We start from the raw sequence: 26,908 nt of genomic DNA, 5'->3' as shown, positions 1-26,908 counted from the left end.
CAATTTAGATTAGTCGCTATCTTTATTATCTCAAAACTTGCTTTTGATGTGCAAACTGTGGCAACCATTCACCATGAGCTTCAATTAAATCATCACACATAGAGATTATATCATCCATAGATAACTCGGCTGCAGTATGCGGATCAAGGAGGGCTGCCTGATATACCGCTTCCCTTTTCCCTGTCATCGCTGCTTCTATCGTTAAGAGTTGTGTATTAATATTGGTTCTGTTAAGAGCTGCTAATTGTTCTGGAAGGTCACCAATATAGGTTGGCGCAATACCACTACGATCAACGACACAGGGGACTTCAACACATGCATTTTCAGGTAAATTGCTGATAAGACGGCCTGTATTTAGGACGTTCCCTCCAAATTTAAATGGAACGTTCGTCTCCATCGCCTCAATAATACGTGACCCGTATTCATGTGAACGAGTATGAGAAAGCTGGCTATTGTTCACCATATCTTCTCTCATTGTTTCCCATCTTTCGATTTGCTCTACACAACGGCGTGGATACTCATCTAACGGAATATTGAAACGATCAATTAATTCCGGGTACTTACTTTTAATAAAGTATGGGTGATATTCGGCATTATGCTCGGAAGATTCTGTCACATAGTAACCAAACTTATCCATCAATTCATAACGCACCATATCATGATGTTTTGTATTTTGTCTCTCTTTTGCACGACGTTTAATTTCCGGATAGAGATCCTTTCCATCACGCTTAACCTCAAGCAACCATGCCATATGATTAATACCGGCTATTTTTTCTTCGATTCCTTCATGATCCATCCCTAAATCCTTAAATAGATGCTCGGTACATATTTGTACACTGTGACAGAGTCCAACTGTTTTAATGTTTGTATAGCGAAGCATTGCTCCAGTTAACGCAGCCATTGGATTTGTATAGTTTAAAAATAAAGCATCTGGACAAACTTCTTCCATATCTTTTGCAAAATCCAGCATGACAGGTATTGTCCGTAATGATCTAAAAATGCCTCCAATGCCAATCGTATCTGCGATTGTTTGACGTAAACCATATTTCTTCGGAATTTCAAAATCAATTACCGTACTTGGCTTGTACCCTCCTACTTGAATAGCATTAATGACATACCTTGCACCGCTTAACGCTTCCTTTCGATCAGTATATGATTTGATTGTGATGTTACTATTGTAATTTTGTTTTAGATTATTCAGCATATTCTCGGAATCTTTTAATCGTTGTTCATCAATATCAAATAAGGCAAATTCAAACCCCGCTAAAGCAGGAACAAACATGCAATCTCCTAATACATTTTTTGCGAAGACTGTACTGCCAGCACCCATAAAAGTTATTTTAGACATTCTCCTCATCCCTTCTTTATTGTATATATTTGTAATCTTGTTATTCACTGTGAAATAGCAAGATTTTACAACTAATGAACTCCATCATCTTGATTATCATTTTAATTAAATTTTTAGTAAATAATATAATATTAACTAAATTAATTACTAAAAAATCATATCTTTAGTTAAAGCTTATCAGAAATAAAAAACGCTTACAATTATTTTTTATCGCTATTTCATTTTGTTTTGTTCTTCCCATCGAATATTATGTTTAAAGTAAATTTTAACTTTTAGTAAATATAGGTAAAGATACACTTTATGTTTTCATCTTTCAATATTCCCCTGTATGATCATGTGTTAATTGATGAAAACTAATTTTAAGGAGGGAATAAAACATGAAGCAAATAACTCTACTTATTATAAAGTTCATATCCTGTCTCATCGCATTTGGTATAGGCCTTGATCTTTTTTTCGATGCAAACATTGTCGATATTTTATCGTTTAGTTTATTCGTTACTTCTGTATCATATGTGGTAGGGGAATTGGTTATTTTACCACAATTAGGGAGACGCGCAGCTGCTATTGCTGATTTTTTACTTAGTTACTTAAGTGTTTGGATTTTTGGAAGTATTTTATTCGAGAGCTATCTCCAAATAGCATGGGGAAGTATTATCTCTGCTAGTATCATCACAGCTGCAGAAATGATCCTTCACCTTTTTGTCGAAGATCGAGAAGAAAAAACATCTTATATAAACACAAGAAAACCTGTTTTTAATACAAACCTGGCGTACGGAACGGAAATAGCTGAAGAAGAAAATATTAACGATGTTAAAAAATTAAAAGATTAGGTTTTATACCTAAGGGCAGTTTTTAATAACTGCCCTGCCTTTAAATTCCCACCTTCTTGTAAGTCTCAAGCCTTAGATAAAATAAAGCTTGAGTTCATTGTTCCAATCCTTCTTTTTCTTTAAGATAAAGGTAAGATCAATTGAACGCTATTGGCGACAAAGAAGGAAGGGTTCATAATGAAAAAACTTTTATTACTGTTATTTTTTATTGGTGGTATCTTTTTAATTATCAAAACGAATACTTCATGGTTTGAATTTGGCCAAAACAAGTCCTCTGCTGAAGTCACGAGCAACACAGAGAAAATTGAACTACATGTTTCAGGTGCAAGTACAACTATTATTACTGAGAATACTGATGAAGTTCGTGCCGAATTAAAAGGGAAAGGGAAAGTTCATGTAGAGAATAACGGGGATACGATTCTTGTTGAATCTGAAACGAAACGCTGGTTTAACGTATTCTCTTTTTTCAATAAAAGGGAAGTCACCATCTACATTCCAAACGATTTCCAACAAGAAATGATGATCGATAGTGGATCAGGTAATATCGTATTTGATGGTAAGTCAATGGACCTTGAAGAGCTGAAAGTTGACATGAGCTCTGGAAATGTAAAACTTAGTCAATTAACGGCTAAAAACTTTATGCTTGATGGCTCATCAGGCAATGTCACGATTTCGTCCTTAGCAACTGAAGAAAGTACATTTGATATGAGTTCTGGAAATCTAACAATTAAGGATCATACCGGTAAGGTTAATGCTGATTTATCTTCAGGAAAAATCGATTTACAAATGGAAAAGGTAACTGATTCTATTGACATTGAGTTAAATTCCGGATTTGGGACTATAGATTTACCGGAAGATGCGGACTATACTCTCCGTGGAGAAGCTGGCAGCGGAATCATTTCATCAAATCTTGCGTTAAAAGATCTTCAAAAAGATAAAAATAATATTTATGGTGTATCCGGCTCCGGAAAGCATAATGTCAATCTTGATGTTTCAAGTGGAAAAATTGACATTAAATAAATGATAAAAAAGTTAAGCACATTGATCAATTGACTGGTGAGCTTAACTTTTTTGATATTATTAATACTTTAACTTCTTTTTTTCTTTCTTTTTCTGTCTCTCAAAATGGCACTCATTACAAACATCAAATTTAAATTTATTTGCTAATGTTTTTCCACATACTTTGCAGGCTTTTCTTGTTATCTGCACACCCGATTTTAGCTGTTCATGAATTTTGTCACTTATTTCTTCTCGTATTCTTTCCCAATAATGTGCTTCTGTATTTCGTCCTAATTTATATAAAAATAATAGGTGGAGACCAACCGACTTATATGATAATTCAAGTTCCTCAAGTCCAGCTTCCTTAATTAGCGGGTCAGGTAATTCATATCCTTCAACAATTGACTCAAGCTTTTGCTTCCATTGATTTCGTAAGGTTGGTTCATTTGTTGAAAATGGCAGATGCAAAAATCCGTATAAATCAGCCATTGAGAGCTTGGCTTCAATCATCGTATCTTCAATCATTTCATACAAAAGCTTTTCTTCAGCTAACGATGCCTTTTTCGTACCTTTGGGACTTTTAAACTGTTCCCATAAATAGAAAAATAGTCCAAGTTTACGAGAATATTTCTGAAATCTCTCAAGGACTCCAGTTGTAGGCGCAATTGCAAACCCTTGAAGCGGCTCATCTTCTTGATCAAGAATTCTTGCCATTGATTTAGGATTATGCACAAATGCAACTTTACCGATATTATATAGTCCTCTTCGACCAGCCCTGCCCGCGATTTGTTTCACTTCTTGTGAAGTTAACCATCTTCTTCTTGTTCCATCAAATTTATCATTTTCCAAGAAAACTATTCTTCTAATTGGTAAATTTAACCCCATTCCAATAGCATCTGTTGCAACAATGACAGTTGCTTCCCCTTCAATAAACCGTTCCATCTGTTTTTTTCGTGTTTCAGGCGGCATACTTCCATAAATCATACTCACTTTACGACCAGTTCTTTGTAGCTCTGCTGCTGTTTCAAGAACCCGTTTTCTCGAGAAACAAACGAGTGCATCTCCCTTTCGAGTTTGATTTAAACGAAACAACTGAGGTTCCACTTCTAATGGAACATCTCTAAAATATTCATAAATTGTAATATTTGAATCACCAAGCAGCTGCAATATCATCTGTCTAGCATTAAAGCTGCAAATGATATGCACTTCTTTTGTATTTGCTTTTGTTATTGCTTTATACCAAGAGAAGCCTCTATCTTTATCTGCAATCATTTGAGATTCATCAATGACCACAACCTCATAAAAGTCTTTTTCATAAAACATTTCAACAGTACACGCAATATGCTGAGCACCTGCTACAAGTTTTTCTTCTTCTCCTGTTTTTAAGGAGCAAGGCACACCTTCATGATTCAGCTTTTCGTAAATCTCCAGTGCAAGCAGTCGAAGTGGGGCTAAGTAAATACCACTACTTGCATCTTTCATACGTTGAATTGCCTGAAAGGTTTTACCTGTATTCGTTTCGCCAACATGTAATACATATTGAATATTTCTGCCACCTGGAGGATTATATTCTCTCCCGAATATATCCTCGACCATTCGGGCCTCCTCTTCTTTGCGACGCTTGATCTCCTCAAGCTCTGCAACGACTTTCCGTTCTCTTTCAGCAAGATCTGTTTCATAAATCTTTTGATGTGTTTCAAGATCAAACGGGTTATCAATTAGTTTCATTAAATCTGTGACAAATTCCTCAAGTAATTCTGCAAAAAATTCATTAGCAAGATCCAAGAATAAATCATATGCGATTTCTTTTATAAAGCTATCTGGCAATTCTTCGTGAAACGTTTCTCGATATTCATCGAAAAGATGAGGTGAAAGCCGTTCCTTTATCCAATTAGGACCAAAATCAAATAAATATCCAGAGATTAATCTTTCATACATCTCGGTCATATCTTCTTCATATTGATATCTGTTATAAGCAAAATGAGATTCATCATATAGATAAGCCGAAAATGTCATATCTTCAGCAGGTAGGACAACACCTTGTTGTTCAATCTCAATTGCAAGATGTGAACCGATTAAGTAGCGTATATATAAATAGAGATCCTCATATTGCTCCCCAAGCAATTCTTCCATATAAAACTCAAATTTCTGCATAAGTTTTCGCGTTTTCTCACGATGTTGCTGCATCTTAACCCGTGCATCATATAATTCCTTTGCCTTATTATATTTTTCATTCCATACATCTTCTTTTTGCAAAAAAAGCTCATCAAGCCAGTCCAGAACTTTAAAAGGAGTTACGTTTCGTATTTCATTTCGAAACATTTGGTTGACCAGCTTTTTACTAACTCCTTCAAGATCATAATCCTTTTCAAGTAAAAATTCTCTTTTTACGGTGTTGGAGACATGACTTGTCGCTGCATTTAACCAGGAATTGAGAAAAATTTGATCAATATATTCTCCTCGTTCTCTTACATATTGTTCATACGTTGGCAGATTATCTTTTCCTTCAAAAAATCGATCTATATCCTCCAAAACCTTTGACTTCGTTCGGTCAATGGCTAGTCTATAATATTCTTCTAGTAAATCACTCATGAACGTACTCCTTTTCACATTGTTATCTTTAGTTTCTATTTATTTATATGTAAACATGTATCTTTCATTGTAGTTCATGTGAAGTGAGAAGTGTTAACATTATGAATTGAAAAAAGAGATGTAATCAGCCCTTAAAGGTGTTATTTTTTTGAATACGTCTTTCCTTCCAGTATATTCTTCCTTTACATCCTTAAATCCATACAAAAGCAAAGCCTTAACCATAAAAATAAACAATACTTTCACTCTTGATAGACGGACAAATGAACCTATCCCAATTTCTGAAAACAGTTAATTAATGGATATGGAAGTTATAATGTCAATATATGTACCAACTTTACATTATCCTTAAGTATTTTTGCATAATTAGGAAAACAAAAACCTCGCATTTTTTTAGAAGCGAGGTTTTTGACTGACTAATCGTTATGTTATTTAAATGTTTAAAAGTGATAGTTGATCTTTCCCTTCAATTTCAGCAATCATTTCTAACCACATTTTAGGTTTGTTAGGTAAAACTGAATAATAGCGTTTTAAAAATTGGACCACTAATTCTGCCAATATTGTTGATTTATTTTCGCTCATAGGCAGGAAGCATAAATCTAGGCCTGTCACTGCCTCACCATCATTATTCCATGAAGGGTGAACATAGTCGAAGTTAATTTTTTTGTAACCCAGATGTGCCAAAACTTCACGACGAACATATGGATCCATTGGTTTTACACCACCGAATTCATGATGTTCAACACGGTAAGGGTCATAAATTTCAGCAAACATTCCTGATAGATCTTTGCCATTTGCAGCAGCCAACTCTTGTAAATCTTGTGCCCTATTATTTGCAAGAAATGGTCCGATTCCTAAACCAGGCTTACCAATGATCGTAAAATCGGTCATTGCCACATTGAAATCTTCGTAATAACGATATTCTGTTGCACCTACAACTTTCCCTTCATGCACAGCAACAAAAACACGGATTCCCGGATCTTCTAGAGGCTCTTTCCAAAGATTAAATTCCAACACTTCCTCAGGAGGAAAAATCTCTTGCATAAGCTGATGCATTTGTGTAAATAGGGGATCTGCAATATTCGTAATACGATGATAATCCATCTTCATTCACCTCATTTATTATTTTTCATTTCGAAACGGATTTTTCCATTCCATTAATGCTGCAAAATGGCACGATTCTTCATCTTCCAAGTAATTAGGAATAATCCCAATTGGTGTTCGGCTGCAGCGAAGCAGAAACGTAAGAACAGGGTCTTTGACAGTCCCATTTACAACTGCTTCTACATATTGCTCTGCTGTCATATTATCTGCTTTTTTATGATATCCCGGCATACGACCTCCTCCTAAAAGTCGGTCTATATTTAAGTGGATAACAACATCATACATTGAAAGCATTAACCATTTTCCAAGACCAAATTTTCGAAATGAAGGTCTTACACAAATATCAACAACATAAAGGGTATTTCCATTCGGGTCATGATGACGAATATACCCGCCATCTGTTATCTCTTCCCACGTATGATTCGGATGCTCAGGATTAAAGTCTACAATTAATCCAGTCATTGAGCCTGCCATCTCCCCATTGATTTCAATACATAACGCACCTTCCGGAAAGAGTGTAACATGATTTTCGAGTTGCTTTTCATTCCACCATAATTCAGCCGGGAAAGGAGGTGGGAAGCTTTCACTTTGAATTTGAATTAACTTATTAAAATCTTCTTTTTTATAATTACGAATAACGGCTTTTACTGGTTTGTCTTGATCGAATACATAAAATTCTTTTCGATACATAAAAACCTCCTGTTAATACGTTTGTTTTTCAGGCTCCCAATCTGGATAAAGATCTGTTCTTCTGTCTCTCCATGTTGTCACTGAACCATTAAGACGCACTTTATATAAAAGCTCCAAATTTAAGTCAGCAGTTACGATCATGTCTTGATTAATTTCCCCTTGTACCATAATTCCCTTCGGCGGGAATGGTACATCATTTGGTGTAATAACCGCTGCTTGCCCAAAGTTTCCTCTCATAAAATCAACTGTTTGAAGTGAACCAACTGTTCCCGTTGTGACAACATACACCTGATTTTCGATTGCTCTAGCATGACTTGTATAACGGACTCTGTGAAAACCATGGCGATCATCTGTACATGATGGACAAAAGATTACATCAGCACCTTTTGCCTTAGCCATTCTCACTATCTCAGGAAATTCAATATCATAGCAAGTTAGCATCGCAACTGTTCCCTTATCTGTTACAAAAACCTGCAGGCTGTCACCAGCACTCATATTCCACTCGTCTACCTCTGTTGGTGTAATATGAAGTTTTGCTTGCTCTGCAATTCTGCCATCAGGATAAAACATATGAGCTACATTATATAACTTACCTTCTTTTTCTATTACATGTGTTCCTGCAATAATATGCATCCCTGTTCTCATTGCATGTTCAACAAATAGATCACGATATTGATCTGTAAAATCAGGAAGGCGATGTATCGGCAATGCTTTCCCATTTTCGTCTCCGATTGATAACAACTGGGTTGTAAAAAATTCCGGAAACACAATAAAATCTGATCCGAACTCTTCGGCTGTTTTTATATAGTGCTCAACTTGACTAGCAAACTCATCAAAGGATTTAATTGTATGAAGATGATACTGGACGGCGGAAACTCTAAGATTCATGTACATTCCTCTTTCTATTATATTTTATATAAAACGAGATCTGACTCGTGATAAATTTAATACACTACACACATTATTCGATATTTATCTAAACTACACAAGTACACACTTTCTTTTCACTAAGTGTACAAAAGTATACTATGGGATTTTACAAGCTTAAGAGGGATATTTCAATAGAAAAACCACAATAAATTACTGTGGTTTTGGAGTTAATTTCTTAACTATGTTCATTATTCATAAGTGTGTTTTTCAATGATAAAGCTCTTTAACCTTTTTTAAATCATTTAGTAATTGATAAATTTCACCCTGACCTAAGTGTACTGGCAACTGATCATATAATGTGACAAACTGTCCGCCTTCATCCTGTTTGTGTTTCTCTAAATAATCATATAGAAGCTTCAATTGATTTTGCCTTAATGTGGATTCTGTAGGAAATTGTTTTACCTTTGTCAATGAAAATTCATTCATTATATCATCAAACTCCCCTGAAATAATGACTCCTTCTACTTTCAAGATGATCACCTCATATTTTTTAGGTATAGGTTTTCCTTATATAAGCTTTATTACTATGATATATTAAAAAAGAGGCTACACATAACGTAGCCTCCCTTTCTAAATGACGACCTATTTTGTTTGCGCTAGTTCAAATATGTCTTCTGCAGCTATTGAGCCTCGATATATTCGTAGTTCATCTATAGGGCCTTTGTATGGCTTATCCCACCAATTGACACCTAAACTAAATGTTCCATTTGCTGTTGTAAAAACATTCGGGAAATATGTTCCTTTAAAAGTTTCTTTCCCGTTTACATAAATCGTGACCTTTTTACCCAGGACAAATAAGAAGATTTGGATACAGAAAAAGTTGTTTGCCTTCAATTCCAAATTGACTTGACCCTAGAGAGTTTGTGCACTGGAGCTATTACTATAATTAAAACTTTTTTCTCCTTTAATATTCCTTCAGCAGGATACTCTACTGTTGTTTACCATTTTGGCCCATTTGGATGTGGACATTGTTTGTATGATAGTTTTGTACGAAACTCTACATAGCACCCACAATGTAAGCATGTTGTTTCAGTTGAGAGAGAAGGACAACTTAAGCAGATGTCCATTCTCTTTTGAAAAAGCGATTCATTCACTAGATCAATTTCTAGCTGTAATTGCTCTTGAACAATCTTAGAAATTTGTAATTTTGATCTTCGTTCCACTTGAAAACAGCCTTTACAGTTTCTTTTTGTTTCATTTTCTATCATGAAACTGCACTTAATAGAACTGACATAGATGGCATTTCGAATGACAGTTCATTCCCGTTTATATTAAATCTTTCACATGCAAATGTAATTGAATTACTCATTTCATCCACTCCTACACTATTAGTCAATTTATTTTTCGAGACAGGATTTTCGAATTATTAGGTTCTCTTATTTGAAATAGATGATAAGCGCTTACAAAAATATTAATTTGAATATATGCATACTTAAATAATAACCTTCATCTTATCTAATTATTGTAAAAGTCCATTCTGCTCAATAATAACGTTAATAATTTTATATACTAATTAATATTTTCATTATTAATGATTAGTATATTTATTACCTATATAGCTGTCAATCTTTTTCTGAAAATTTAATTACATAATAATCATAGATTTATAAATGAACCTATTCTATTTCTTTATACCAACATTTTTTTATATAAGTTCTTACGATCTATATACATAGTTCATCCAAATAATTAACACACTTGTATATTAATTAACAAACATATATATTATATATAGACTTGAGGTTATAAATTGGGGGACAAGGCCTTGAAAATTCAAACAACAGAAGAATATTTATCTATATATGAAGCTTTAGCAAGCACGGTGCGTTTAAAAATTATCCAATTATTATCACAACGACCAATGAATATTAAAGAATTAGCGGAAGCTGCCGAATTAAGCAGTGCAATTATGACCATGCATGTTAAAAAGCTGGAAAAAGCAGGTATTATCAGAACTGATATGGTTCCAGGGAAAGCTGGATTACAAAAATTATGTGTACTTGATGTTGATCAAATCGAAATAAATTTTCCGGCAGCACTTAGTCAAATTAGAGAATTCCATCAAACAGATGTATCAGTGGGTCATTATACTGACTTTCAAATCGAACCCACTTGCGGTTTAGCAACGAGAGAAAAAATAATTGGAGAATTTGATGAGCCCCGTTATTTCCTTGATCAGGATCGTTTCAACGCGAAAATTCTCTGGTTTGGTCAGGGCTATATTGAATATAAAATCCCTAACTTTCTGTTAGCTAGCAACCGTCCAGAAGAGTTGGAAATTACAATGGAATTATCATCAGAAGCACCTGACACAAATAACAATTGGCCATCTGACATTTCATTTTACTTGAATAATGTATTTTTAGGTATCTGGACCAGTCCTGGGGACTTTGGAGATAATAAAGGAAAATATACTCCTTCCTGGTGGCCAAGTATTATTAACCAATACGGGCTATTAAAATACCTCCGTATTACTCCTAACGGAACTTATATCGATGGTAATAAAATATCAGATGTGACGATTGAGGATGTAGGAATTCGCAATAAACAATGGACATTCAAAATTGCAGTTGAAAAAGATGCAGAACATGTCGGTGGAGTTACACTTTTCGGTTCTGGTTTTGGAAACTATAACCAGGACATCATCTTCCGACTCTTTTATTCTAAAGAACAAAAGGTATAAAATTGTTACCACCTTTCCACACTTCGGAAGGGTGGAGTTTTTATTTAAAATGAATTTTTCTTCAAGGATTTTAACTCTACTTTCCTCAAAAATCTCCTCCTGTTAAAATAAAATGACTTTTTTTATCACAAGATGGGAAAAATTACATTTAGCAAATTCTCCGACTTCAACAAGTAAAATGATAGCTATTACATACATTTGGCTCTTCTATTTTTAATGTGATTACAAAAACTTGGCTTATCGCCAATATTAATGGCGAGACTTAGTTACAATTTTTTACTTTCCAGCAGAATAAAATAAAGGAGGTTTACTATGGAACGCTTCTTTGCCCAAGCTGAAATTTGGCGACAAAGCAATACACTTCTTCGTGTAATTTTCACAAAAAGAAAAGTTGGAAGGAAAGATTTCTCTGGTCGAATTGTCCACTTATCAGAAGATCGCTCTCAACTTATATTTTACAACGTGGATACTAAATCAGTCATTTCTCTTGAAGTAAATGAAATCGATGATATTATTGATTACGAATAATCAGATTATCCGTACCCACTAATTATTTCTTCAGAAGAACCTAGTTTGTTTTACTATTCCACTTTATCGGCTAATAAAAAGCTCCAAACAAATTCCTAAACAATATTTTTTTGCAAACTTCACCAATTAATTTCCCTTATTTTTTTACCTCATTTCACTTATTCTTTACTTTTTTTGTCTAATTGTAGGATTGATCGTCGAAAGCCTTATCATTTAAAACCATTTTGGTTAATATATTCATTAAGGTTTATTATTTTACAAGGAGTTAATTAAACTATGCGAAAATCTACCACTCTCAAACTTATCTCAAACTTAACACTTTATAAGGCCTACATAGATGCACTTAAATTAAATGTATCAGAGGACTTTATGCAAATATTGCTGGAAGAAATGAAATCTCGCTCCATGCCCCTACCTGTTATGTTACAAGATAAATCGGTTTAGTGATTCAGTTAATATGTGGACTAATAGAAGTAAAAAAGCACATATCTATACTTGATTAGATATTGTGCTTTTATCGTTTTTATTAAACACATTTATAAATAGGAAAATCACCAATTATTCTTCTGAAGAATCATAAAGTTCATACGCTCTTAGTGTTTTCTTCATTTTCACTTGTTCTTGCTTAGGATTTTCTCTTCTTTTTTTATTCATTTCCTTATGTTCATTTACATGATCTTCTCTTGAAATCCATGCTTTAAAGTCTTCTTGAGATTCCCATTTTGAGACATAAACAAATTCTATGGTCTCAGAGTTTTCTCTTTTCCAGCATTCAAATGAAATTAGCCCTTTCGCTTCAGCCAATTTTTCTTTGTCTTGTTCTCTTTTCTTTACTAATCTTTCTTCATATGCTTTTTCGATTTCAAATGTTGCTGTGTTTACAAACATTTTCTTCATCCTTTCTATTAGTTAAATAGTCATTTGCTTGGAATACAACTCAAAGTAAAAACCACGCTGATTAAGCAATTCATTATGATTTCCGCTTTCTATGACCTCACCATCTTGGATAACAATGATTTGATCAGCTTGCTCAATCGTTTTTAACCGATGAGCAATAACAAAGCTGGTTTTTCCTTTAATTAAGTTTCGAATTCCTCTTTGAATATCAATTTCAGTTTTTGTATCTATATTTGACGTTGCCTCATCTAAAATTAACATATCAGGATTTGCTAATATGGCTCTCGCAATGGAAAGAAGCTGTTTTTGACCTTGGCTTATATTTTGACCACCGGACGTTATCAACGTTTGATACTGTTTAGGCAAGTGCTTAATAAATCCATGTGCAGACGCCGTTTTTGCCGCTTTGATTACTTCTTCTTCAGTTGCATCAAGACGGCCGTACCGTATATTTTCCATAATCGTTCCAGAAAATAAATAAGGATCTTGAAGAACAATACCGATTCTTTTCCGTAAATCTCGAAGTTTATAATCCTTTAAATTTCTACCGTCTAGCAAAATCTCACCAGATTGTATATCATAAAACCTCATAAGCAAATTAATTATTGTTGTTTTACCAGAGCCAGTTGGCCCAATAAAAGCAATCATTTCTCCAGGTTTTGCAGAAAAATGAATATCTTTTAAAATAGGTTTGTTTTCGTCATATTGGAAGTCAACATTTTTAAATAGTACTTCTCCCTTTAACGAATTAACCTGAACTGCATCTCTTTTGTCATTTAAATCAGGGACCTCATCCATCGTTTCAAAAACACGCTCCGCCCCGGCTAATGCAGCTTGAATTGAGTTGAGCAAAGTTGATAACTGATTAATGGGTCTTGTAAACTGTCTGGAATACGTAACAAAGGACGCAATAATCCCAATAGTTGTGTGTCCGTTAAGTGCCATTAAAGCTCCAACTGCAATGACGATAGCCAACCCTATATTACTTAAAAAGTTATTAAATGGACCAAGTGTTCCTGAAAACATGTCTGCTTTAATCGCAGAACTACGCAGCCTTTCATTTACCTCATTGAAACGGCTGAAAGTATCCTCTTCTTTATTAAATAATGAGATAACCTCTCCACCACTTATCGTTTCTTCGACAAAGCCATTCAATTCACCAACATCTTTTTGCCTTTGCGAAAAGTTTTTACGGCTAACACTTACGATTTTTTTCGTAACATAGAGCATTACTGGAATGATCAAAAATGACACAATGGCCAATACCCAATTCAGGGAAAACATAGCGATTGTAACACCAATAATTGTAAGCAATGAGGATACAAACTGGATCACACTCTGACTAAGTGCTTGATTTAACTGCTCAAGATCGTTTGTAAATCGACTCATTAACTCACCGTGTTTATGCTGATCAAAAAAACGTAAGGAGAGCGTTTGTAATTTTGCGAATAAATCTTCGCGTAATACTTTAATTGTTTTTAACGATATATCCACCATTACATAGCTTTGAAGCCAGGTGATAATGGATGTAGCAAAATAAATGCCGACAAGCAACCATACCATTCGAATTGTACCGGATACATCTTTCGGGAGAATGTAATGGTCAATAATGACTCCAATAAAATATGGACCAAGAAGACTTAATATGGATGATAAAATAACAAGAATGACCGAAATGATCAAACTCACTTTTTGTTTTTTCATGTACAACCAAATTCTCCGCCATGTACCTTTAGGATCTTTTGTTTTCGCAACCGGTCCCGGTATCCTTCCTTTTGGTCCTGGTCCTCCAGTTGATTGCTGCATTCTCGTAATACTATTACTCAACCATTACACCTCCATTCTGTGTTTGAGTATGATAGATTTCCTGATAAACAGAGCATGATTCCAATAATTCAGCATGTGTTCCTACTCCCGCTAAACTCCCTTCATCCATAACAAGAATTTTATCTGCATCAAGAATGGAAGAAATTTTTGATGCAACCATAAGAATCGTAGTCTCTGAATAAGAGGACTTTAAAGCTTCAAGAATTGTTGCTTCTGAACGAGCGTCAACTGCCGATGTTGCATCGTCTAAAATAAGGATAGATGGCATTCGGACAAATGCTCTTGCAAGAGATAATCGTTGTTTTTGCCCACCGGATAAATTTGTAGCTTCTTGTGTTAAGGAATAATCATACCGAGCTTCAAGCTTCTCAATAAACTCTTCTGCACAAGCATTCTTACTAGCCAATTGAATCTCTGATTCTGATGCATCTTCTTTACCATAAATCAGGTTGGACCTTATACTTCCTGAAAATAAAAATGGTTTTTGTGTAACATATCCAATAGAAGCACGGAGACGTTTCAAGCTTATATTCTTACTATTCTTTCCATCTATTAAAATCTCACCATCATCCACATCATATAATCTTGGAAACAATTTAACTAATGTTGTTTTACCACTTCCAGTTGCACCAATAATCCCAATTTTCTCACCATGTCTAGCAGAAAATGAGATTGAATTTAATACATGCTCACCATTTTTACTATATGAAAAAGATACATTTCGGAATTCAATATCTCCAATAATCGGCATCACATCAATCGTACTTTCAGCTCGGTTCATATGCGTATTTATTTCCAAAACTTCTTGAATACGATCCGCTGAAGGCAGTGCTCTCATCAGTTGCATAAGAACCATACTACTAGATGTGAGCGCCATTAAAATAATATTTAGATAATTAATAAAAGCTAAAATAACACCAACTTGAATTGTGCTTCCTCCAATCGGAAAAACGCCAAAAATGAGTGCAACAGCCATTCCAATATTTATGACAAAAAGCAGGACTGGCATAAGTATCGTAATAATTTGTTCAGCGGTTTTTGTTTTATTTGTTAGTGAAACATTCACTTTTTGAAATAAATTTATTTCATAATCCTTTCTTACAAAAGCTTTCACAACTCTAATCCCAGCAATACTTTCCTGAAGTTTTGTATTTAGCTGATCTAATGCTTCTTGAACACGTTTAAACCAAATGCCCGCTTTTTTTGAAAGCAGGATGATGAAAAAGAGCAGAATTGGAATTAAGACAACTAAAATCGGAAATAGCTCTTTTGCTTGAAAAAATACAATCGTGACACTACCAATAAAGAGAAGAGGCCCCCTTACAAATACACGCAATGTCATCATAACCGCCGTTTGAACTGAATTGATATCACTTGTGACATTAGTGATCAGTTTACCAATACCAACTTTGTCGCGATTCTCACTTGACAAATGTTCGACCTTTTTAAATAAATCCCGCCGAATATCTGTGGCAATATTAATTGCTGATTTTGTGCTAAAAATCGTGCAACCAATACCACCAGCTAAACCAATAATCGCAGCAACAAGCATAAACGTTCCCATTTGAATAACGTACGATGTATCATTCGCAGCAATTCCATAATCAATGATCTTTTGCAAAAGAAGTGGCTGTAATAAATCCATCGTCACCTCTAAAGCCATTAATAGTGGAGCAAGGATCACAAAGAGCTTGTATGGCTTTGCATATGGTATAAGTTTTTTTATAGATTTCATCACATCTCGCCTTTACTTTTTTGCTGTTTTTCGGACCAATTGATTAACTCGTTTCTGCAAGTCTGAAGAATAGAAAGAATATCGTTTGCAAACTCTGGTTCAGATAGTACCTTTTTCATCGCATAATGAAATTCTAATTGAAGCTTACCCATTTCTTCTCGTACGAGTGAAGCTTCCTCAGACTGCTTCCATCGCAATCGCATTGTCCATTCCTGCCAGAAAGTCTCGTCTTCTTCATGAATTAACTCATTTATAAAAGCTAACCCTGCCTCATTTAATGAGTATATTTTTTTCTCGCCATCCATTTTAAGTTCAATCAGTTCCTTTTCAACCAGGTCCTGTAAAGCAGGATAAACGGTACCTGCACTCGGAGAATAGTAACCACCGCTTCTCTCCTTTAACTGTTTCATCACTTGGTAGCCATGCCTGGGTTCTTCTTTTAATAGCTGTATAATCGCAAGCTGAATAATACCTCTGCGTTTTGTGAATTTTGACTTCATTTTTTCTCTTAAATGGGGCTGCTTATCAAAAAACTTTAGTGCGGTTTTTAAGCCTCTATGTGTTAAGGAAAGGACTTCCCCGTCATCTTTATGAATAAATTCTTTTTCAATTGCTTCATTAAGACAACTACTAAGATTCTCTATTTCATCATTAAGGGTTGCAAATAGTTCTTCCTGCTTAATTTTTTTGCGGCTTATATAGGTAAGCAACGTTAACATTTCTTGACTTATATTTCCTAACATATGAAACCTCCACTCAATTAAACTATTACGATAAATTTTAATCGATATATTTTTAAAATACAACAATTTTTTGATAATTCAGCAATGAATGAAGATTGTAACCGTGGACAATTAGTTCATTGTGTTATTTTTAAGGAAAATAAATTGGGATTCCAAAAATAAAACAGGTTTAGTTTGGAATCCCCTTACTTTTCATATGAAACTTTCCCCAAAGCAAACAACCACATCGCTCCAAGAATCCAATGCTCCATCAGCATATATTCAAGAACTCCCCTCGAGAAATCATTGCAATTATAAGTATTTTCTGTTCATTCATTTCATATGCATAATGATCTCTTCTTAAAGAGTATGTAAGTTTCTTTAGCAAAATAGTGCGAGGTACCTGGTTATCATGTGTATAATTGAACTATATAATATGGAAATAATTACTTTATTAAATAAAAGGGGAAATTTTCTTGGGTAAAGCTATATTTTTTAATATTCCCGCTCATGGTCATACAAATCCAACTCTCGCTTTAGTGGAAGAATTGATTAATCAAGGAGAAGAAGTATTATACTACTCTTTTCCACATTTAAAGGAAAAAATTGAAGAAACAGGGGCTATTTATATGCCTTATAGCATCGATCGTTTAGAAGATACCAATTATACAGAAGAACAGCTGAAGTACTTCCCCATTGTTTTTAGGGTTTGTATAGAAAGCACTGAAAAAATGTTGGAATTTTTATTAAACGAAATAGACAGAGAAGAACCTGACTATATTATTCATGATTCCTTAGCAACTTGGGGGAAATATGTAGGCCAAATCAAAAATATTCCTACTATTTGTTCCACAACAACATTTCCATTTCACGAATCATTTTTAAATATTCCAAAAGAGCTTTTAAATTTAGTGTTTCAATTTGCAAGAGGAGATTTAAAACATTTAGTTAAAGCATTATCTATCCAAAATAATTTATGCAAAAAGTACAATATGAAGAAACCCCCTCTTTTAGATGCATTGAGTAGTAAAGAAAAATTAAATATTGTCTATACTGCTGCGGAATTTACACCAAACTGTCATGTGTTTGATCATACTTATCGTTTTGTTGGCCCTTCTATATCGGAACGCATCGAAGAAGAAAAAGTAACATTACCTATAAGTAAAAAACCAATCGTTTATATTTCTTTAGGAAGTATATTTGGGGATAATAAGGATTTTTATGAAGATTGTTTTCAAGCATTTAAAGATATCGAAGCAACATTTATCATGTCTTTAGGCAAAAAAAAGAAAGAAACTGATTTTTCTTATATACCCGAAAACTTTATTCTTTATGATTATGTGAACCAAATAGACCTGCTGCAAAAGGTGGACATCTTTGTAACACATGGAGGTATGAACAGTGTCCAAGAAGGTTTGTATTTTAAAGTTCCCTTAATCCTATATCCTCAACAACAAGAACAAGAAATGATCTCACAACAAGTTGAACGTTTAGGTTGTGGCATCCATTTAAAAGAATGCAATACAGAGAAACTGAAACAATCTTTATTGAAAATATTAAACAATAAAGAATATAAACAAAAATGCTCTGAATTTGGAACTCTCTTACAAGAAAAAGGCGGTTACAAAAGAGCCGTATCTGAAATAATGAGATTTTATAAAGAAAACTCGTCGATTGGCGAGCCTGTAAAGGTGAAGCGTGATGCGTAGTTGCACTTATACTTTGTACTTAAAAATGATCACTACGTCGATTAAACTTCTTCGCTGCTAATTTATACTTTCATAACGTGTAAACTAACACGGAATCCTCCTGTCTCTACACTTACATAGACAGTAATAAAATAAAGGAAACTCGTCTTGTTCGCGGCGGGTTTCCTTTTTATATGCATTATATTTTGTCAAACTGAGAGCTACCCACAAGCAACGATTAAAACAATTGTAGTTACATAAAAAGGTCAGATTTGATTATGAAACATACACATTTCGTAATCAAATCTGACCTTTGAAAGACGCGCCTTAGAGGATTCGAACCTCTGACCGACGGCTTAGAAGGCCGTTGCTCTATCCTGCTGAGCTAAAGGCGCATATTCGTTTATTGTTTGTTTTCTCCATAAAAATGGCTCCGCAGGCAGGATTCGAACCTGCGACCGATCGGTTAACAGCCGATAGCTCTACCACTGAGCTACTGCGGAACAAAATCATGGTGGGCCTAAATGGACTCGAACCATCGACCTCACGCTTATCAGGCGTGCGCTCTAACCAGCTGAGCTATAGGCCCATTTATGAAATTTAATATGTAATGGAGCGGGTGAAGGGAATCGAACCCTCATCATCAGCTTGGAAGGCTGAGGTTTTACCACTAAACTACACCCGCATTAAAGATAGATTGGAGGCACCACCCGGATTTGAACCGGGGATAGAGGTTTTGCAGACCTCGGCCTTACCACTTGGCTATGATGCCTTAAAATGGCTGGGCTAGCTGGATTCGAACCAACGCATGTCGCAGTCAAAGTGCGATGCCTTACCGCTTGGCTATAGCCCATTGAATATGCTGCATGAAAGTACTTCCTGAATATTCTACATGAGACTGCACCGCAAGAGGATATTTTGTGATATTTCTGAAAGGAAATATCGCGAAATATCGTCGACTACTAAGTATTCTCAGTGTCTCTATAAAAATTACTCTCTTTATATTACTGTTTCCAACTAAAATTATCTTTAGCGAGAAACCAGCAAGAGGATATTTTGAAATATTTCTGACAAAAATAAAGTTTAATTAAAATCCTTTATTTTCAACTAATTGCTTAATTGGGGCGGCTGATGGGAATCGAACCCACGAATGTCGGAACCACAATCCGATGCGTTAACCACTTCGCCACAACCGCCATTATTTCGTTGGCAGGGGCAGTAGGAATCGAACCCACACCAAAGGTTTTGGAGACCTCTATTCTACCGTTAAACTATGCCCCTATTATATTAAATGGTGGAGGGGGGCAGATTCGAACTGCCGAACCCTAAGGAGCGGATTTACAGTCCGCCGCGTTTAGCCACTTCGCTACCCCTCCACATGAAAGGTGGCTCGGGACGGAATCGAACCGCCGACACATGGATTTTCAGTCCATTGCTCTACCAACTGAGCTACCGAGCCATAATTAATGTGTATTTGAAAAAAGATGAAAATTACCTTTTCAAGTAACTAATTTTAATCTAAGACTTTTAAAGTATTATAGCTTTGACAATTTGTAAATCGTCCTCATCTCAGGATGATTATTCAAGAAGCAGCTCGATGAGTACGCTGAAGTATATTCAGGGAAGCTTTTTCGGGCGTGCTCTACCAACTGAGCTACCGAGCTAAATCAAGTTTACGGCTTCCGCTAAGCTTCGAATCTCTTCGTCAGCTCCCTCACTCACATCCTCACGTATTCTCATACGCTCCGGTGTTCGCTTAGTCGCTTCCTCGACCTTCTCGCTTATCGAAACCCTCTTACACGATACTTAAATTACAATAATAATTTGTTTCTTTTAAAAATATCAATCAATGGCGGTCCGGACGGGACTCGAACCCGCGACCTCCTGCGTGACAGGCAGGCATTCTAACCAACTGAACTACCGGACCAATATTGGTTGCACTTTACAGCACTACTGTGTTTCCTCGCTATGAAGAATAATCGACGTAGCATCGTCAACTTTAATTGGTTGCGGGGACAGGATTTGAACCTGCGACCTTCGGGTTATGAGCCCGACGAGCTACCAGACTGCTCCACCCCGCGATAATAAGTAATTGAAGTAAAAAAACATATGGAGGAGGAAAGGGGATTCGAACCCCTGCGGGCTTTGACACCCCTGTCGGTTTTCAAGACCGATCCCTTCAGCCGGACTTGGGTATTCCTCCAATATACATATGTGTTAATGGTAGCGGCGGAGGGAATCGAACCCACGACCTCACGGGTATGAACCGTACGCTCTAGCCAGCTGAGCTACACCGCCATAAAAAAGTAAAATATTTCATTTGGTGGAGCCTAGCGGGATCGAACCGCTGACCTCCTGCGTGCAAAGCAGGCGCTCTCCCAGCTGAGCTAAGGCCCCAAATCTAATTATTAAATGGTCGGGAAGACAGGATTCGAACCTGCGACCCCTTGGTCCCAAACCAAGTGCTCTACCAAGCTGAGCTACTTCCCGTACTATGGCGCGCCCGAGAGGAGTCGAACCCCTAACCTTTTGATCCGTAGTCAAACGCTCTATCCAATTGAGCTACGGGCGCATATAAGTGGTGCCGAGGACCGGAATCGAACCGGTACGGTAGTCACCTACCGCAGGATTTTAAGTCCTGTGCGTCTGCCAGTTCCGCCACCCCGGCACTTACTGGAGCGGAAGACGGGATTCGAACCCGCGACCCCCACCTTGGCAAGGTGGTGTTCTACCACTGAACTACTTCCGCTTACTATTATTAATGGTGCGGGTGAAGGGACTTGAACCCCCACGTCACAAGGACACTAGATCCTAAGTCTAGCGCGTCTGCCAATTCCGCCACACCCGCATGGTGTGTGAAACTCTATATGGTGGAGGATGACGGGATCGAACCGCCGACCCCCTGCTTGTAAGGCAGGTGCTCTCCCAGCTGAGCTAATCCTCCGAAGCACTTAGTGTGCAAATATGGTGACCCGTACGGGATTCGAACCCGTGTTACCGCCGTGAAAGGGCGGTGTCTTAACCGCTTGACCAACGGGCCAAATTTTATAGTAGTGACCTATGTGGTCAGCCTGGCAACGTCCTACTCTCACAGGGGGAATCCCCCAACTACCATCGGCGCTGAAGAGCTTAACTTCCGTGTTCGGCATGGGAACGGGTGTGACCTCTTCGCCATCATTACCAGACATTTTTTAGAGACATTTCTTATTATAGTAAGTTTTTCAAAAAAAGCAAGAACTTTTTTTATTTCATTTTCCGTGTCCATTTCCTACAATGACACAGGATTTATAATGTAACACAGCTACGATGAAAGTGTCAATAACTTTTCTAATAAATCTTTTGCGACTTCTTTTGAAGACAAGAAATATAATAACATCCTTATTCGAAAAATAAAAGACCCTAAATTAATTTTTTCAAAAAAATTTCCCCTCTACTATTTTTATGATCTAATGCTTTTACTCTGACATAATGATTTCCTTAGAGGTAAACACTATAACTACACCTAAACATCACTTATACCTTCATTATGTATATAAGGTCAAAAATGAGCGTTAATATCTAATTTGTATTAATACCCTAAGATAATAAGTATTGTACTAGATGCCTATGTTATGCAAACCTGATGATTACCTTCTGGAGGTGGAACATTGTCCAATGAAAGGATTGTTGATGTAATAGACGAGAAACTTAAGCAGAAAATTGAACAAGAAATTAAAGGAATGACTTTCACTAAAAATTTCCGCTCTCCTACCGCTGAAGAATGGTACATTTTTTTACCATCCTTTAAGGATCCATTAACAGGTGGAGCACCCGGAAAGGCTATTATCCATTACAACTTGTATGACACAAAACACATTTTTATCAATACAACGATTATTTTTGATGATCCTGATTTACATAATAATAAACATCATCAGCTTGTTTATTTACTCGCTGATGAAATTGTAAACAGACTTGTTGGTTATGCTGACACCTTATTATCAGTACATTCAGGTGAAAACTCCTACAATGCAGAATACAAACAATAATAGAGGGATGAAAATGAACGTAAAACTAATCCAAACCATAAAAGAAGAATCAAGTCCTTTCCACGAACAAGAAGGAGTTGATTCTTTAATAAGTAAGGTAAATGACGAAACACTTGTTCTACTTGGTGAATCTTCACACGGAACTTCAGAATTTTATAAGATTCGATCTGAACTTTCAAAGAAACTAATTTTAGAAAAAGGGTTTAATTATATAGCCGTTGAAGGTGATTGGCCTGCTTGTCAACAAATAAATAAGTATATTAAAGGGTTGGATCACACCTATTCCAATGCCAGTGAAGTCCTGTCTTCTTTTCACCGTTGGCCAACATGGATGTGGGCAAATGAGGAAATCATTGAGTTAATTGAGTGGTTAAAGGATTACAACCTCGACAAATCAATTAATCACAAGATTGGTTTTTATGGGATTGACGTCTATTCATTATGGGAATCTATTGATGAGCTTATAGCATATTTAGAAGAAATTAAATCTCCACAAATTGAATTCGCAAAAAAGGCATTTTCATGCTTTGAACCTTTCAATCGTCGTCCTGAAAAATACGGACTATCAGCATCTTTCTATGGTGAAGACTGTTTGAACGAAGTCACAAAGCTTTTAACTGAAATTACGTTAAATAAACTAACTAAATCTGACTCTGAAGAAAATTTAAATCTTGAAGTAAATGCGATTATTACGGCTAATGCTGAGAATTATTACAGAACGATGGTCGTAAATGACAATGAGTCATGGAATATCCGCGACAGACATATGGTAGAGGCATTAAATAAAATACACGAATTTTATGGTACACAAGCAAAAGGAATTGTCTGGGAGCATAACACACATGTTGGAGATGCACGGGCAACTGATATGGCTGATGAAGGTGTTGTAAATGTTGGACAATTACTTAGAGAAGAAAAAGGTACTGAATCTATCTTTATTATTGGGTTTGGTACCCATAGAGGAACCGTTATCGCTGCAGATGAATGGGGCGTTCCACCAAAACAGATGATTATTCCTCCAGCTCAAAAAGGAAGTTGGGAAGATGCCATGCACCAAGCTGGGACCACACGATAAATTCATCTATTTTACAGGATACAATCGTCATTTGTTTCAAAGACCAATAGGACATCGAGCGATCGGAGTCGTCTATAACCCTGCTTACGAACAATATGGGAATTACGTACCTTCCTCCATGTCAGATCGATATGATGCCTTTATCTATATAAATGTGACAAATGCTCTCCACCCTCTAAGCATTGAAAAAGTGTTCCTATAAAAGATAAAAACAATATTTTACTCTCAAATTTGTTTGAAGTAAAGGCTAGATATTAAATTCCTACTTGTTATAATGCAATCAAGATCAATTTTTTCAAAAGGGTGGGCATTTATGGGGAACACGTGTAGATTTGTTGTCAATGCAGTTGGTAAGCAAGGTGAAACATACTATACACAACTCAATACAAAAAAAGAATTAGAAAATTGGATTTCAGACCACCAAGAAAAACTTTTAATGGATGAATTAAAAATAGTAGATAAAAAACTACCACCTTTTTTTAAATGGTTTTTAAACAAATAGGATATAAAAAAGGATGACCTTCAAAAGGACTTTACCCTTGGAGTTCATCCTTTTATTTTTCCTTTCTCACCTTCTATTTCGGACAATTCCCCTCAACACTTCTTTACTAAACATTTTTTCTATCTCCGGTATTGATAATTTTAAATGCTTATCAATAAGTTTAGCTGTTTGCTCTCTTTGTAAAATCAATTGTATATTTGCAGGATCACGTAATTTTGCACTCATCTTCCATTCATGAAAGGCATTTGCGAAAGCAACATAGCTTCTAGACAAAATGGCTAATACATGACGCAAACGCCTCTTCGCAACTACCTCCTGTTGTACAATCATAATAGTTGATCTTGTTAAAGAAACAACTTCCCTCAGTAGTGACGAAATATACAAGTCATGAGGATGTTGACTAAAAGAGAAATGTCTTAATAAATTTTTCATATATTTGTAGCTCTTAAATAAATCATCATTCAATGTGCCTATCAATTCCATCTACTCCTTTCATCATATATTTATGTTTAGATGAAGGAAGGCATGTTGACAAAAATCTACTTATTGCATTTCTCAATCACAATTCCTTAGCGTTCAGATATATTAACAAAAATTGTATCTACCAATTCTTCCCCCCTCCTCATATAATTACCTGTTGAGAGGGTGAAAATGAATGGCAGACATCAAACAATTTGTTTTTTTCGATTTTGAAATGTTGTGTTCGGATACCGGGATGGCTTTTGATGAGATGGAGGCTATTCGTTTAGGCGCTGTTAAATATGATCTTGAAACTGAAAAGGTTTCATACTTTGATCAATTTATTCGTCCCCAAAACACTGAGCCTTTAACAAAATTTTGTAAGGATCTGACTGGGATAAATGACGAGGACTTAGTTAATGCGGAATCCTTTAAAGAGGTTTTCACTGGTTTTTTAGAGTGGGTCGGCGGAATTAAGAAGACAAAGTATTTTTCATGGTCACCAAGTGATCTCTTCCGCTTAAAAATCGATACCATGAGACATGAAATTCCTGAACGAACGCTTAAAAAGATAGAGCAACGATATACTGATTTTCAGAAGGTTTTTACAATTCAGGTTTCAAAAAAACCAATTTCTGTTGAAGATGCTCTAAAGCTTTATAATTTAGAATTTATAGGTGAAAAGCATAATCCAATGTATGATGCTTACAATACTTTCCGTATTTACCAAACTTTTATGAATAAACCGATTCAGTCTGATCTTATTATGGTTCAAAAATTTATTCTTAATGATATACAACCTATTGATCTTAAGGATATGAATATAAAATTACGAACTCAACTATACAATGATGCTAGACAAGTATCTAATCAACTTCGCCATATCTATCGTTTACGTGATATGAAAAAGCTACTAAAACCTATCGGACGAACTGCACTAAAATATGAAAATGTGGTATTAAATCGTTCAGGCATTTTTTCAGAGGATACTATTCATTATGCCCAATGTTTTTTATCCTTTTATGAAGATTTTGTCCATACTTATAACGAACATTTTTCTTATTCTTCTAAAACAGTTATCTTACATGAACATCAACTTCGTCCAATAGAACAGATAAAGCAAACGAATGCTTGTTAGTATAATTATGGGACTTACCATATATGGCAGTCCCTTTCATTTTATCTTGAATGTTCAATTTTTTTTACTAGCATTTGATAAAATTTCTCGGGTTCGTCTGGTGAAAGATGAATTTTTGTTATTTTTCTCTTAAAACCGTACATTAATTCTGCTTTAATAGGGTGATTCAGTTCAATTTCAAAAATCGGCTTTTCTTTCATAAAATCTGTTAATACCGCATCAAATACCATTTTACTTTCTTCTTTTGTTAATTCTTCAGGACCTACGTAATAGGTAATCTCTTTTATTTCTTCAAAAGGCACGACCAACTTCTTTCTAATTCCAACCTGCATATAAAGAAGCTTATTTGTCAGTATAAAGGGACTAAGTCGAATTGCTTGAATATCTGCAAGTATATAAATGAGAGTATAAAGATTGAATACTAGTAACACATAACTTATAATCTCATTCCATGAATGGAGCAAAAAGTGAAATCCTACCGATTCAAGTATTAAAGCATGAATAAGCATGATTGAGAAAGCAATAGCACTTGTTTTTTTATGGTAGGTAAACATCGTGGCTTCATTACCATCCGAAGATCCCTTTTTATTCCAAGTAAAGAAACTATAATAAAACATAGTTATCTCAGAGGTGATTACATCTAAAAAACGTGAGGGCTTTATTTTCCTCTTCAACTCAGTATCGAATCTATATGAAAATGCAGGGATTTCTGATTGATGTAGTTTTACTCCTTTTATGATAACAGGAAATTTTGTCACGATTTTAAACACAATATATAACTCAAACAGAAGGAACGCTGCTTCTCCTGCAAATAGAATATATTTGATAAAAGAATACGAGGACAATAAACCATTAGGAACAATGAGAAGTGCAACACCATAGCCAGCTAATGCAACCGGAAGAATGTATTTGACGGAATACCGCTTTCTAAGAATGAATAGATAGGTTAATAGAGGGAGAACAATCATGCAATCAAATAATGTCGCCAAAGCGATCCCTTCAGGAAGCGGTTGCACAATTGAGGTACGGTATAGAATTGTATTAGTAGTGATAATTAAAAACAATAAACAACTAAATAAGATCCAATTTCTTTTGGTTATCATCATCATTATTTATACCTCCTATAGTTATCATTA

Annotated in this window: 23 protein-coding genes, 22 tRNA genes, 1 rRNA gene and 1 pseudogene; 10 read left to right on the top strand and 37 right to left on the bottom strand. The window is 35.5% G+C overall.

Annotation, left to right across the window (positions count from 1 at the left end; all coding sequences use genetic code 11):
• Positions 1-25: 25 nt before the first annotated feature.
• Positions 26-1,348 (bottom strand): alpha-glucosidase/alpha-galactosidase, encoded by a 1,323-nt coding sequence (gene melA / locus HWV59_RS09440; protein WP_102233091.1) that lies wholly within the window; start codon positions 1,346-1,348, stop codon positions 26-28.
• Between the two features lie 377 nt (positions 1,349-1,725).
• Between melA and HWV59_RS09435 the strand changes: the two genes are divergently transcribed.
• Positions 1,726-2,178 (top strand): YndM family protein, encoded by a 453-nt coding sequence (locus HWV59_RS09435; RefSeq protein ID WP_102233092.1) that lies wholly within the window; start codon positions 1,726-1,728, stop codon positions 2,176-2,178.
• A 177-nt stretch (positions 2,179-2,355) separates the two neighbouring features.
• Complete coding sequence (locus HWV59_RS09430; protein ID WP_175638703.1) at positions 2,356-3,198, top strand: DUF4097 family beta strand repeat-containing protein; 843 nt, start codon at positions 2,356-2,358, stop codon at positions 3,196-3,198.
• A gap of 60 nt (positions 3,199-3,258) precedes the next feature.
• Here HWV59_RS09430 and HWV59_RS09425 read toward each other — a convergent pair whose 3' ends face one another.
• From HWV59_RS09425 to HWV59_RS09395, 7 genes are all read right to left on the bottom strand, one after another.
• Positions 3,259-5,769: a DEAD/DEAH box helicase gene (locus tag HWV59_RS09425; RefSeq protein WP_102233094.1), complete on the bottom strand. Its 2,511-nt coding sequence runs from the start codon at positions 5,767-5,769 to the stop codon at positions 3,259-3,261.
• A 429-nt stretch (positions 5,770-6,198) separates the two neighbouring features.
• On the bottom strand, positions 6,199-6,870 hold the full coding sequence (locus HWV59_RS09420; protein WP_102233095.1) for a GNAT family acetyltransferase: 672 nt from the start codon (positions 6,868-6,870) through the stop codon (positions 6,199-6,201).
• A gap of 18 nt (positions 6,871-6,888) precedes the next feature.
• A complete protein-coding gene (locus tag HWV59_RS09415) occupies positions 6,889-7,560 on the bottom strand; it encodes a GNAT family N-acetyltransferase (RefSeq protein WP_102233096.1) in 672 nt (223 codons plus the stop codon).
• Between the two features lie 12 nt (positions 7,561-7,572).
• Positions 7,573-8,448 (bottom strand): carbon-nitrogen hydrolase family protein, encoded by an 876-nt coding sequence (locus HWV59_RS09410; protein WP_102233097.1) that lies wholly within the window; start codon positions 8,446-8,448, stop codon positions 7,573-7,575.
• 249 nt (positions 8,449-8,697) lie between these two features.
• Positions 8,698-8,961 carry a hypothetical protein gene (locus HWV59_RS09405; RefSeq protein ID WP_407941570.1) on the bottom strand — a complete coding sequence of 88 codons (264 nt, stop codon included), beginning with the start codon at positions 8,959-8,961 and terminating at the stop codon, positions 8,698-8,700.
• Between the two features lie 111 nt (positions 8,962-9,072).
• The gene (locus tag HWV59_RS09400) at positions 9,073-9,330 is read right to left on the bottom strand and encodes a LamG-like jellyroll fold domain-containing protein (protein WP_102233099.1); all 258 of its coding nucleotides are present in this window, start codon (positions 9,328-9,330) and stop codon (positions 9,073-9,075) included.
• Between the two features lie 98 nt (positions 9,331-9,428).
• Complete coding sequence (locus HWV59_RS09395; RefSeq protein ID WP_102233100.1) at positions 9,429-9,698, bottom strand: DUF6171 family protein; 270 nt, start codon at positions 9,696-9,698, stop codon at positions 9,429-9,431.
• Positions 9,699-10,255: 557 nt separating this feature from the next.
• Between HWV59_RS09395 and HWV59_RS09390 the strand changes: the two genes are divergently transcribed.
• From HWV59_RS09390 to sda, 3 genes are all read left to right on the top strand, one after another.
• Positions 10,256-11,173 carry an ArsR/SmtB family transcription factor gene (locus tag HWV59_RS09390; protein ID WP_102233101.1) on the top strand — a complete coding sequence of 306 codons (918 nt, stop codon included), beginning with the start codon at positions 10,256-10,258 and terminating at the stop codon, positions 11,171-11,173.
• Positions 11,174-11,485: 312 nt separating this feature from the next.
• Positions 11,486-11,701 (top strand): hypothetical protein, encoded by a 216-nt coding sequence (locus tag HWV59_RS09385; protein WP_102233102.1) that lies wholly within the window; start codon positions 11,486-11,488, stop codon positions 11,699-11,701.
• A 276-nt stretch (positions 11,702-11,977) separates the two neighbouring features.
• On the top strand, positions 11,978-12,145 hold the full coding sequence (sda, locus tag HWV59_RS27515; protein ID WP_175638702.1) for a sporulation histidine kinase inhibitor Sda: 168 nt from the start codon (positions 11,978-11,980) through the stop codon (positions 12,143-12,145).
• A gap of 114 nt (positions 12,146-12,259) precedes the next feature.
• On the opposite strand, the gene HWV59_RS09375 is transcribed toward sda, so the two are convergent.
• From HWV59_RS09375 to HWV59_RS09360, 4 genes are read right to left on the bottom strand one after another with little or no spacing between them, the layout of a single operon-like run.
• Positions 12,260-12,589, bottom strand: coding sequence for an antibiotic biosynthesis monooxygenase family protein (locus tag HWV59_RS09375; RefSeq protein ID WP_102233104.1), 330 nt, complete (start codon positions 12,587-12,589; stop codon positions 12,260-12,262).
• Between the two features lie 21 nt (positions 12,590-12,610).
• The gene (locus tag HWV59_RS09370) at positions 12,611-14,404 is read right to left on the bottom strand and encodes an ABC transporter ATP-binding protein (RefSeq protein WP_175640027.1); all 1,794 of its coding nucleotides are present in this window, start codon (positions 14,402-14,404) and stop codon (positions 12,611-12,613) included.
• A gap of 13 nt (positions 14,405-14,417) precedes the next feature.
• Positions 14,418-16,160, bottom strand: coding sequence for an ABC transporter ATP-binding protein (locus HWV59_RS09365; protein ID WP_102233105.1), 1,743 nt, complete (start codon positions 16,158-16,160; stop codon positions 14,418-14,420).
• The gene (locus HWV59_RS09360; RefSeq protein ID WP_102233106.1) at positions 16,160-16,903 is read right to left on the bottom strand and encodes a PadR family transcriptional regulator; all 744 of its coding nucleotides are present in this window, start codon (positions 16,901-16,903) and stop codon (positions 16,160-16,162) included. Before HWV59_RS09360 ends, HWV59_RS09365 begins: the two co-directional genes overlap by 1 nt.
• Positions 16,904-17,358: 455 nt before the next feature.
• Here HWV59_RS09360 and HWV59_RS09355 point away from each other — a divergent pair, with 455 nt between their 5' ends.
• The gene (locus HWV59_RS09355) at positions 17,359-18,591 is read left to right on the top strand and encodes a macrolide family glycosyltransferase (RefSeq protein WP_175638701.1); all 1,233 of its coding nucleotides are present in this window, start codon (positions 17,359-17,361) and stop codon (positions 18,589-18,591) included.
• 300 nt (positions 18,592-18,891) lie between these two features.
• On the opposite strand, the gene HWV59_RS09350 is transcribed toward HWV59_RS09355, so the two are convergent.
• The 23 genes from HWV59_RS09350 to rrf form a co-directional block, all read right to left on the bottom strand.
• Positions 18,892-18,965 (bottom strand) — tRNA-Arg (locus HWV59_RS09350).
• Between the two features lie 33 nt (positions 18,966-18,998).
• A tRNA-Asn gene (locus HWV59_RS09345) sits at positions 18,999-19,073 on the bottom strand.
• Between the two features lie 9 nt (positions 19,074-19,082).
• Positions 19,083-19,159, bottom strand: a tRNA-Ile gene (locus HWV59_RS09340).
• A gap of 22 nt (positions 19,160-19,181) precedes the next feature.
• Positions 19,182-19,255 (bottom strand) — tRNA-Gly (locus tag HWV59_RS09335).
• Positions 19,256-19,268: 13 nt separating this feature from the next.
• A tRNA-Cys gene (locus HWV59_RS09330) sits at positions 19,269-19,342 on the bottom strand.
• 6 nt (positions 19,343-19,348) lie between these two features.
• A tRNA-Gln gene (locus tag HWV59_RS09325) sits at positions 19,349-19,423 on the bottom strand.
• A gap of 267 nt (positions 19,424-19,690) precedes the next feature.
• A tRNA-His gene (locus HWV59_RS09320) sits at positions 19,691-19,766 on the bottom strand.
• An 11-nt stretch (positions 19,767-19,777) separates the two neighbouring features.
• A tRNA-Trp gene (locus HWV59_RS09315) sits at positions 19,778-19,851 on the bottom strand.
• Positions 19,852-19,862: 11 nt separating this feature from the next.
• Positions 19,863-19,946 (bottom strand) — tRNA-Tyr (locus tag HWV59_RS09310).
• A 10-nt stretch (positions 19,947-19,956) separates the two neighbouring features.
• Positions 19,957-20,029 (bottom strand) — tRNA-Phe (locus HWV59_RS09305).
• Between the two features lie 391 nt (positions 20,030-20,420).
• Positions 20,421-20,497, bottom strand: a tRNA-Asp gene (locus HWV59_RS09300).
• 77 nt (positions 20,498-20,574) lie between these two features.
• Positions 20,575-20,651 (bottom strand) — tRNA-Met (locus HWV59_RS09295).
• A gap of 29 nt (positions 20,652-20,680) precedes the next feature.
• Positions 20,681-20,773, bottom strand: a tRNA-Ser gene (locus tag HWV59_RS09290).
• A gap of 18 nt (positions 20,774-20,791) precedes the next feature.
• Positions 20,792-20,868, bottom strand: a tRNA-Met gene (locus HWV59_RS09285).
• A gap of 23 nt (positions 20,869-20,891) precedes the next feature.
• Positions 20,892-20,967: transfer RNA gene (locus HWV59_RS09280), tRNA-Ala, on the bottom strand.
• Between the two features lie 16 nt (positions 20,968-20,983).
• Positions 20,984-21,060: transfer RNA gene (locus tag HWV59_RS09275), tRNA-Pro, on the bottom strand.
• A gap of 5 nt (positions 21,061-21,065) precedes the next feature.
• Positions 21,066-21,142: transfer RNA gene (locus tag HWV59_RS09270), tRNA-Arg, on the bottom strand.
• 7 nt (positions 21,143-21,149) lie between these two features.
• Positions 21,150-21,238: transfer RNA gene (locus HWV59_RS09265), tRNA-Leu, on the bottom strand.
• Between the two features lie 6 nt (positions 21,239-21,244).
• Positions 21,245-21,319: transfer RNA gene (locus tag HWV59_RS09260), tRNA-Gly, on the bottom strand.
• 13 nt (positions 21,320-21,332) lie between these two features.
• Positions 21,333-21,418 (bottom strand) — tRNA-Leu (locus tag HWV59_RS09255).
• Between the two features lie 20 nt (positions 21,419-21,438).
• Positions 21,439-21,514 (bottom strand) — tRNA-Val (locus HWV59_RS09250).
• 21 nt (positions 21,515-21,535) lie between these two features.
• Positions 21,536-21,610: transfer RNA gene (locus HWV59_RS09245), tRNA-Glu, on the bottom strand.
• Between the two features lie 29 nt (positions 21,611-21,639).
• Positions 21,640-21,755: ribosomal RNA gene (gene rrf / locus HWV59_RS09240) — 5S ribosomal RNA — on the bottom strand.
• Positions 21,756-22,289: 534 nt separating this feature from the next.
• Here rrf and HWV59_RS09235 point away from each other — a divergent pair.
• From HWV59_RS09235 to HWV59_RS09225, 3 genes and pseudogenes are all read left to right on the top strand, one after another.
• Positions 22,290-22,598, top strand: coding sequence for a hypothetical protein (locus HWV59_RS09235; RefSeq protein ID WP_407941627.1), 309 nt, complete (start codon positions 22,290-22,292; stop codon positions 22,596-22,598).
• Positions 22,599-22,605: 7 nt separating this feature from the next.
• Positions 22,606-23,875, top strand: a pseudogene (locus HWV59_RS09230) (erythromycin esterase family protein).
• A 111-nt stretch (positions 23,876-23,986) separates the two neighbouring features.
• Positions 23,987-24,175 (top strand): hypothetical protein, encoded by a 189-nt coding sequence (locus HWV59_RS09225; protein ID WP_102232267.1) that lies wholly within the window; start codon positions 23,987-23,989, stop codon positions 24,173-24,175.
• 66 nt (positions 24,176-24,241) lie between these two features.
• Here the strand turns inward: HWV59_RS09225 and HWV59_RS09220 are convergent, their stop codons facing one another.
• Positions 24,242-24,652, bottom strand: coding sequence for a hypothetical protein (locus HWV59_RS09220; protein ID WP_102232266.1), 411 nt, complete (start codon positions 24,650-24,652; stop codon positions 24,242-24,244).
• A gap of 178 nt (positions 24,653-24,830) precedes the next feature.
• On the opposite strand from HWV59_RS09220, the gene HWV59_RS09215 reads away from it, so the two are divergent.
• Positions 24,831-25,772: a 3'-5' exonuclease gene (locus tag HWV59_RS09215; protein WP_175638700.1), complete on the top strand. Its 942-nt coding sequence runs from the start codon at positions 24,831-24,833 to the stop codon at positions 25,770-25,772.
• A gap of 41 nt (positions 25,773-25,813) precedes the next feature.
• On the opposite strand, the gene HWV59_RS09210 is transcribed toward HWV59_RS09215, so the two are convergent.
• Complete coding sequence (locus HWV59_RS09210) at positions 25,814-26,881, bottom strand: hypothetical protein (protein ID WP_175638699.1); 1,068 nt, start codon at positions 26,879-26,881, stop codon at positions 25,814-25,816.
• Between the last annotated feature and the right edge of the window lie 27 nt (positions 26,882-26,908).

This window comes from Metabacillus schmidteae, assembly GCF_903166545.1.
Lineage (GTDB): Bacteria > Bacillota > Bacilli > Bacillales > Bacillaceae > Metabacillus > Metabacillus schmidteae.
Note: the sequence above shows the minus strand (reverse complement) of the source record. Positions and strands in the feature narration are given on the sequence as shown.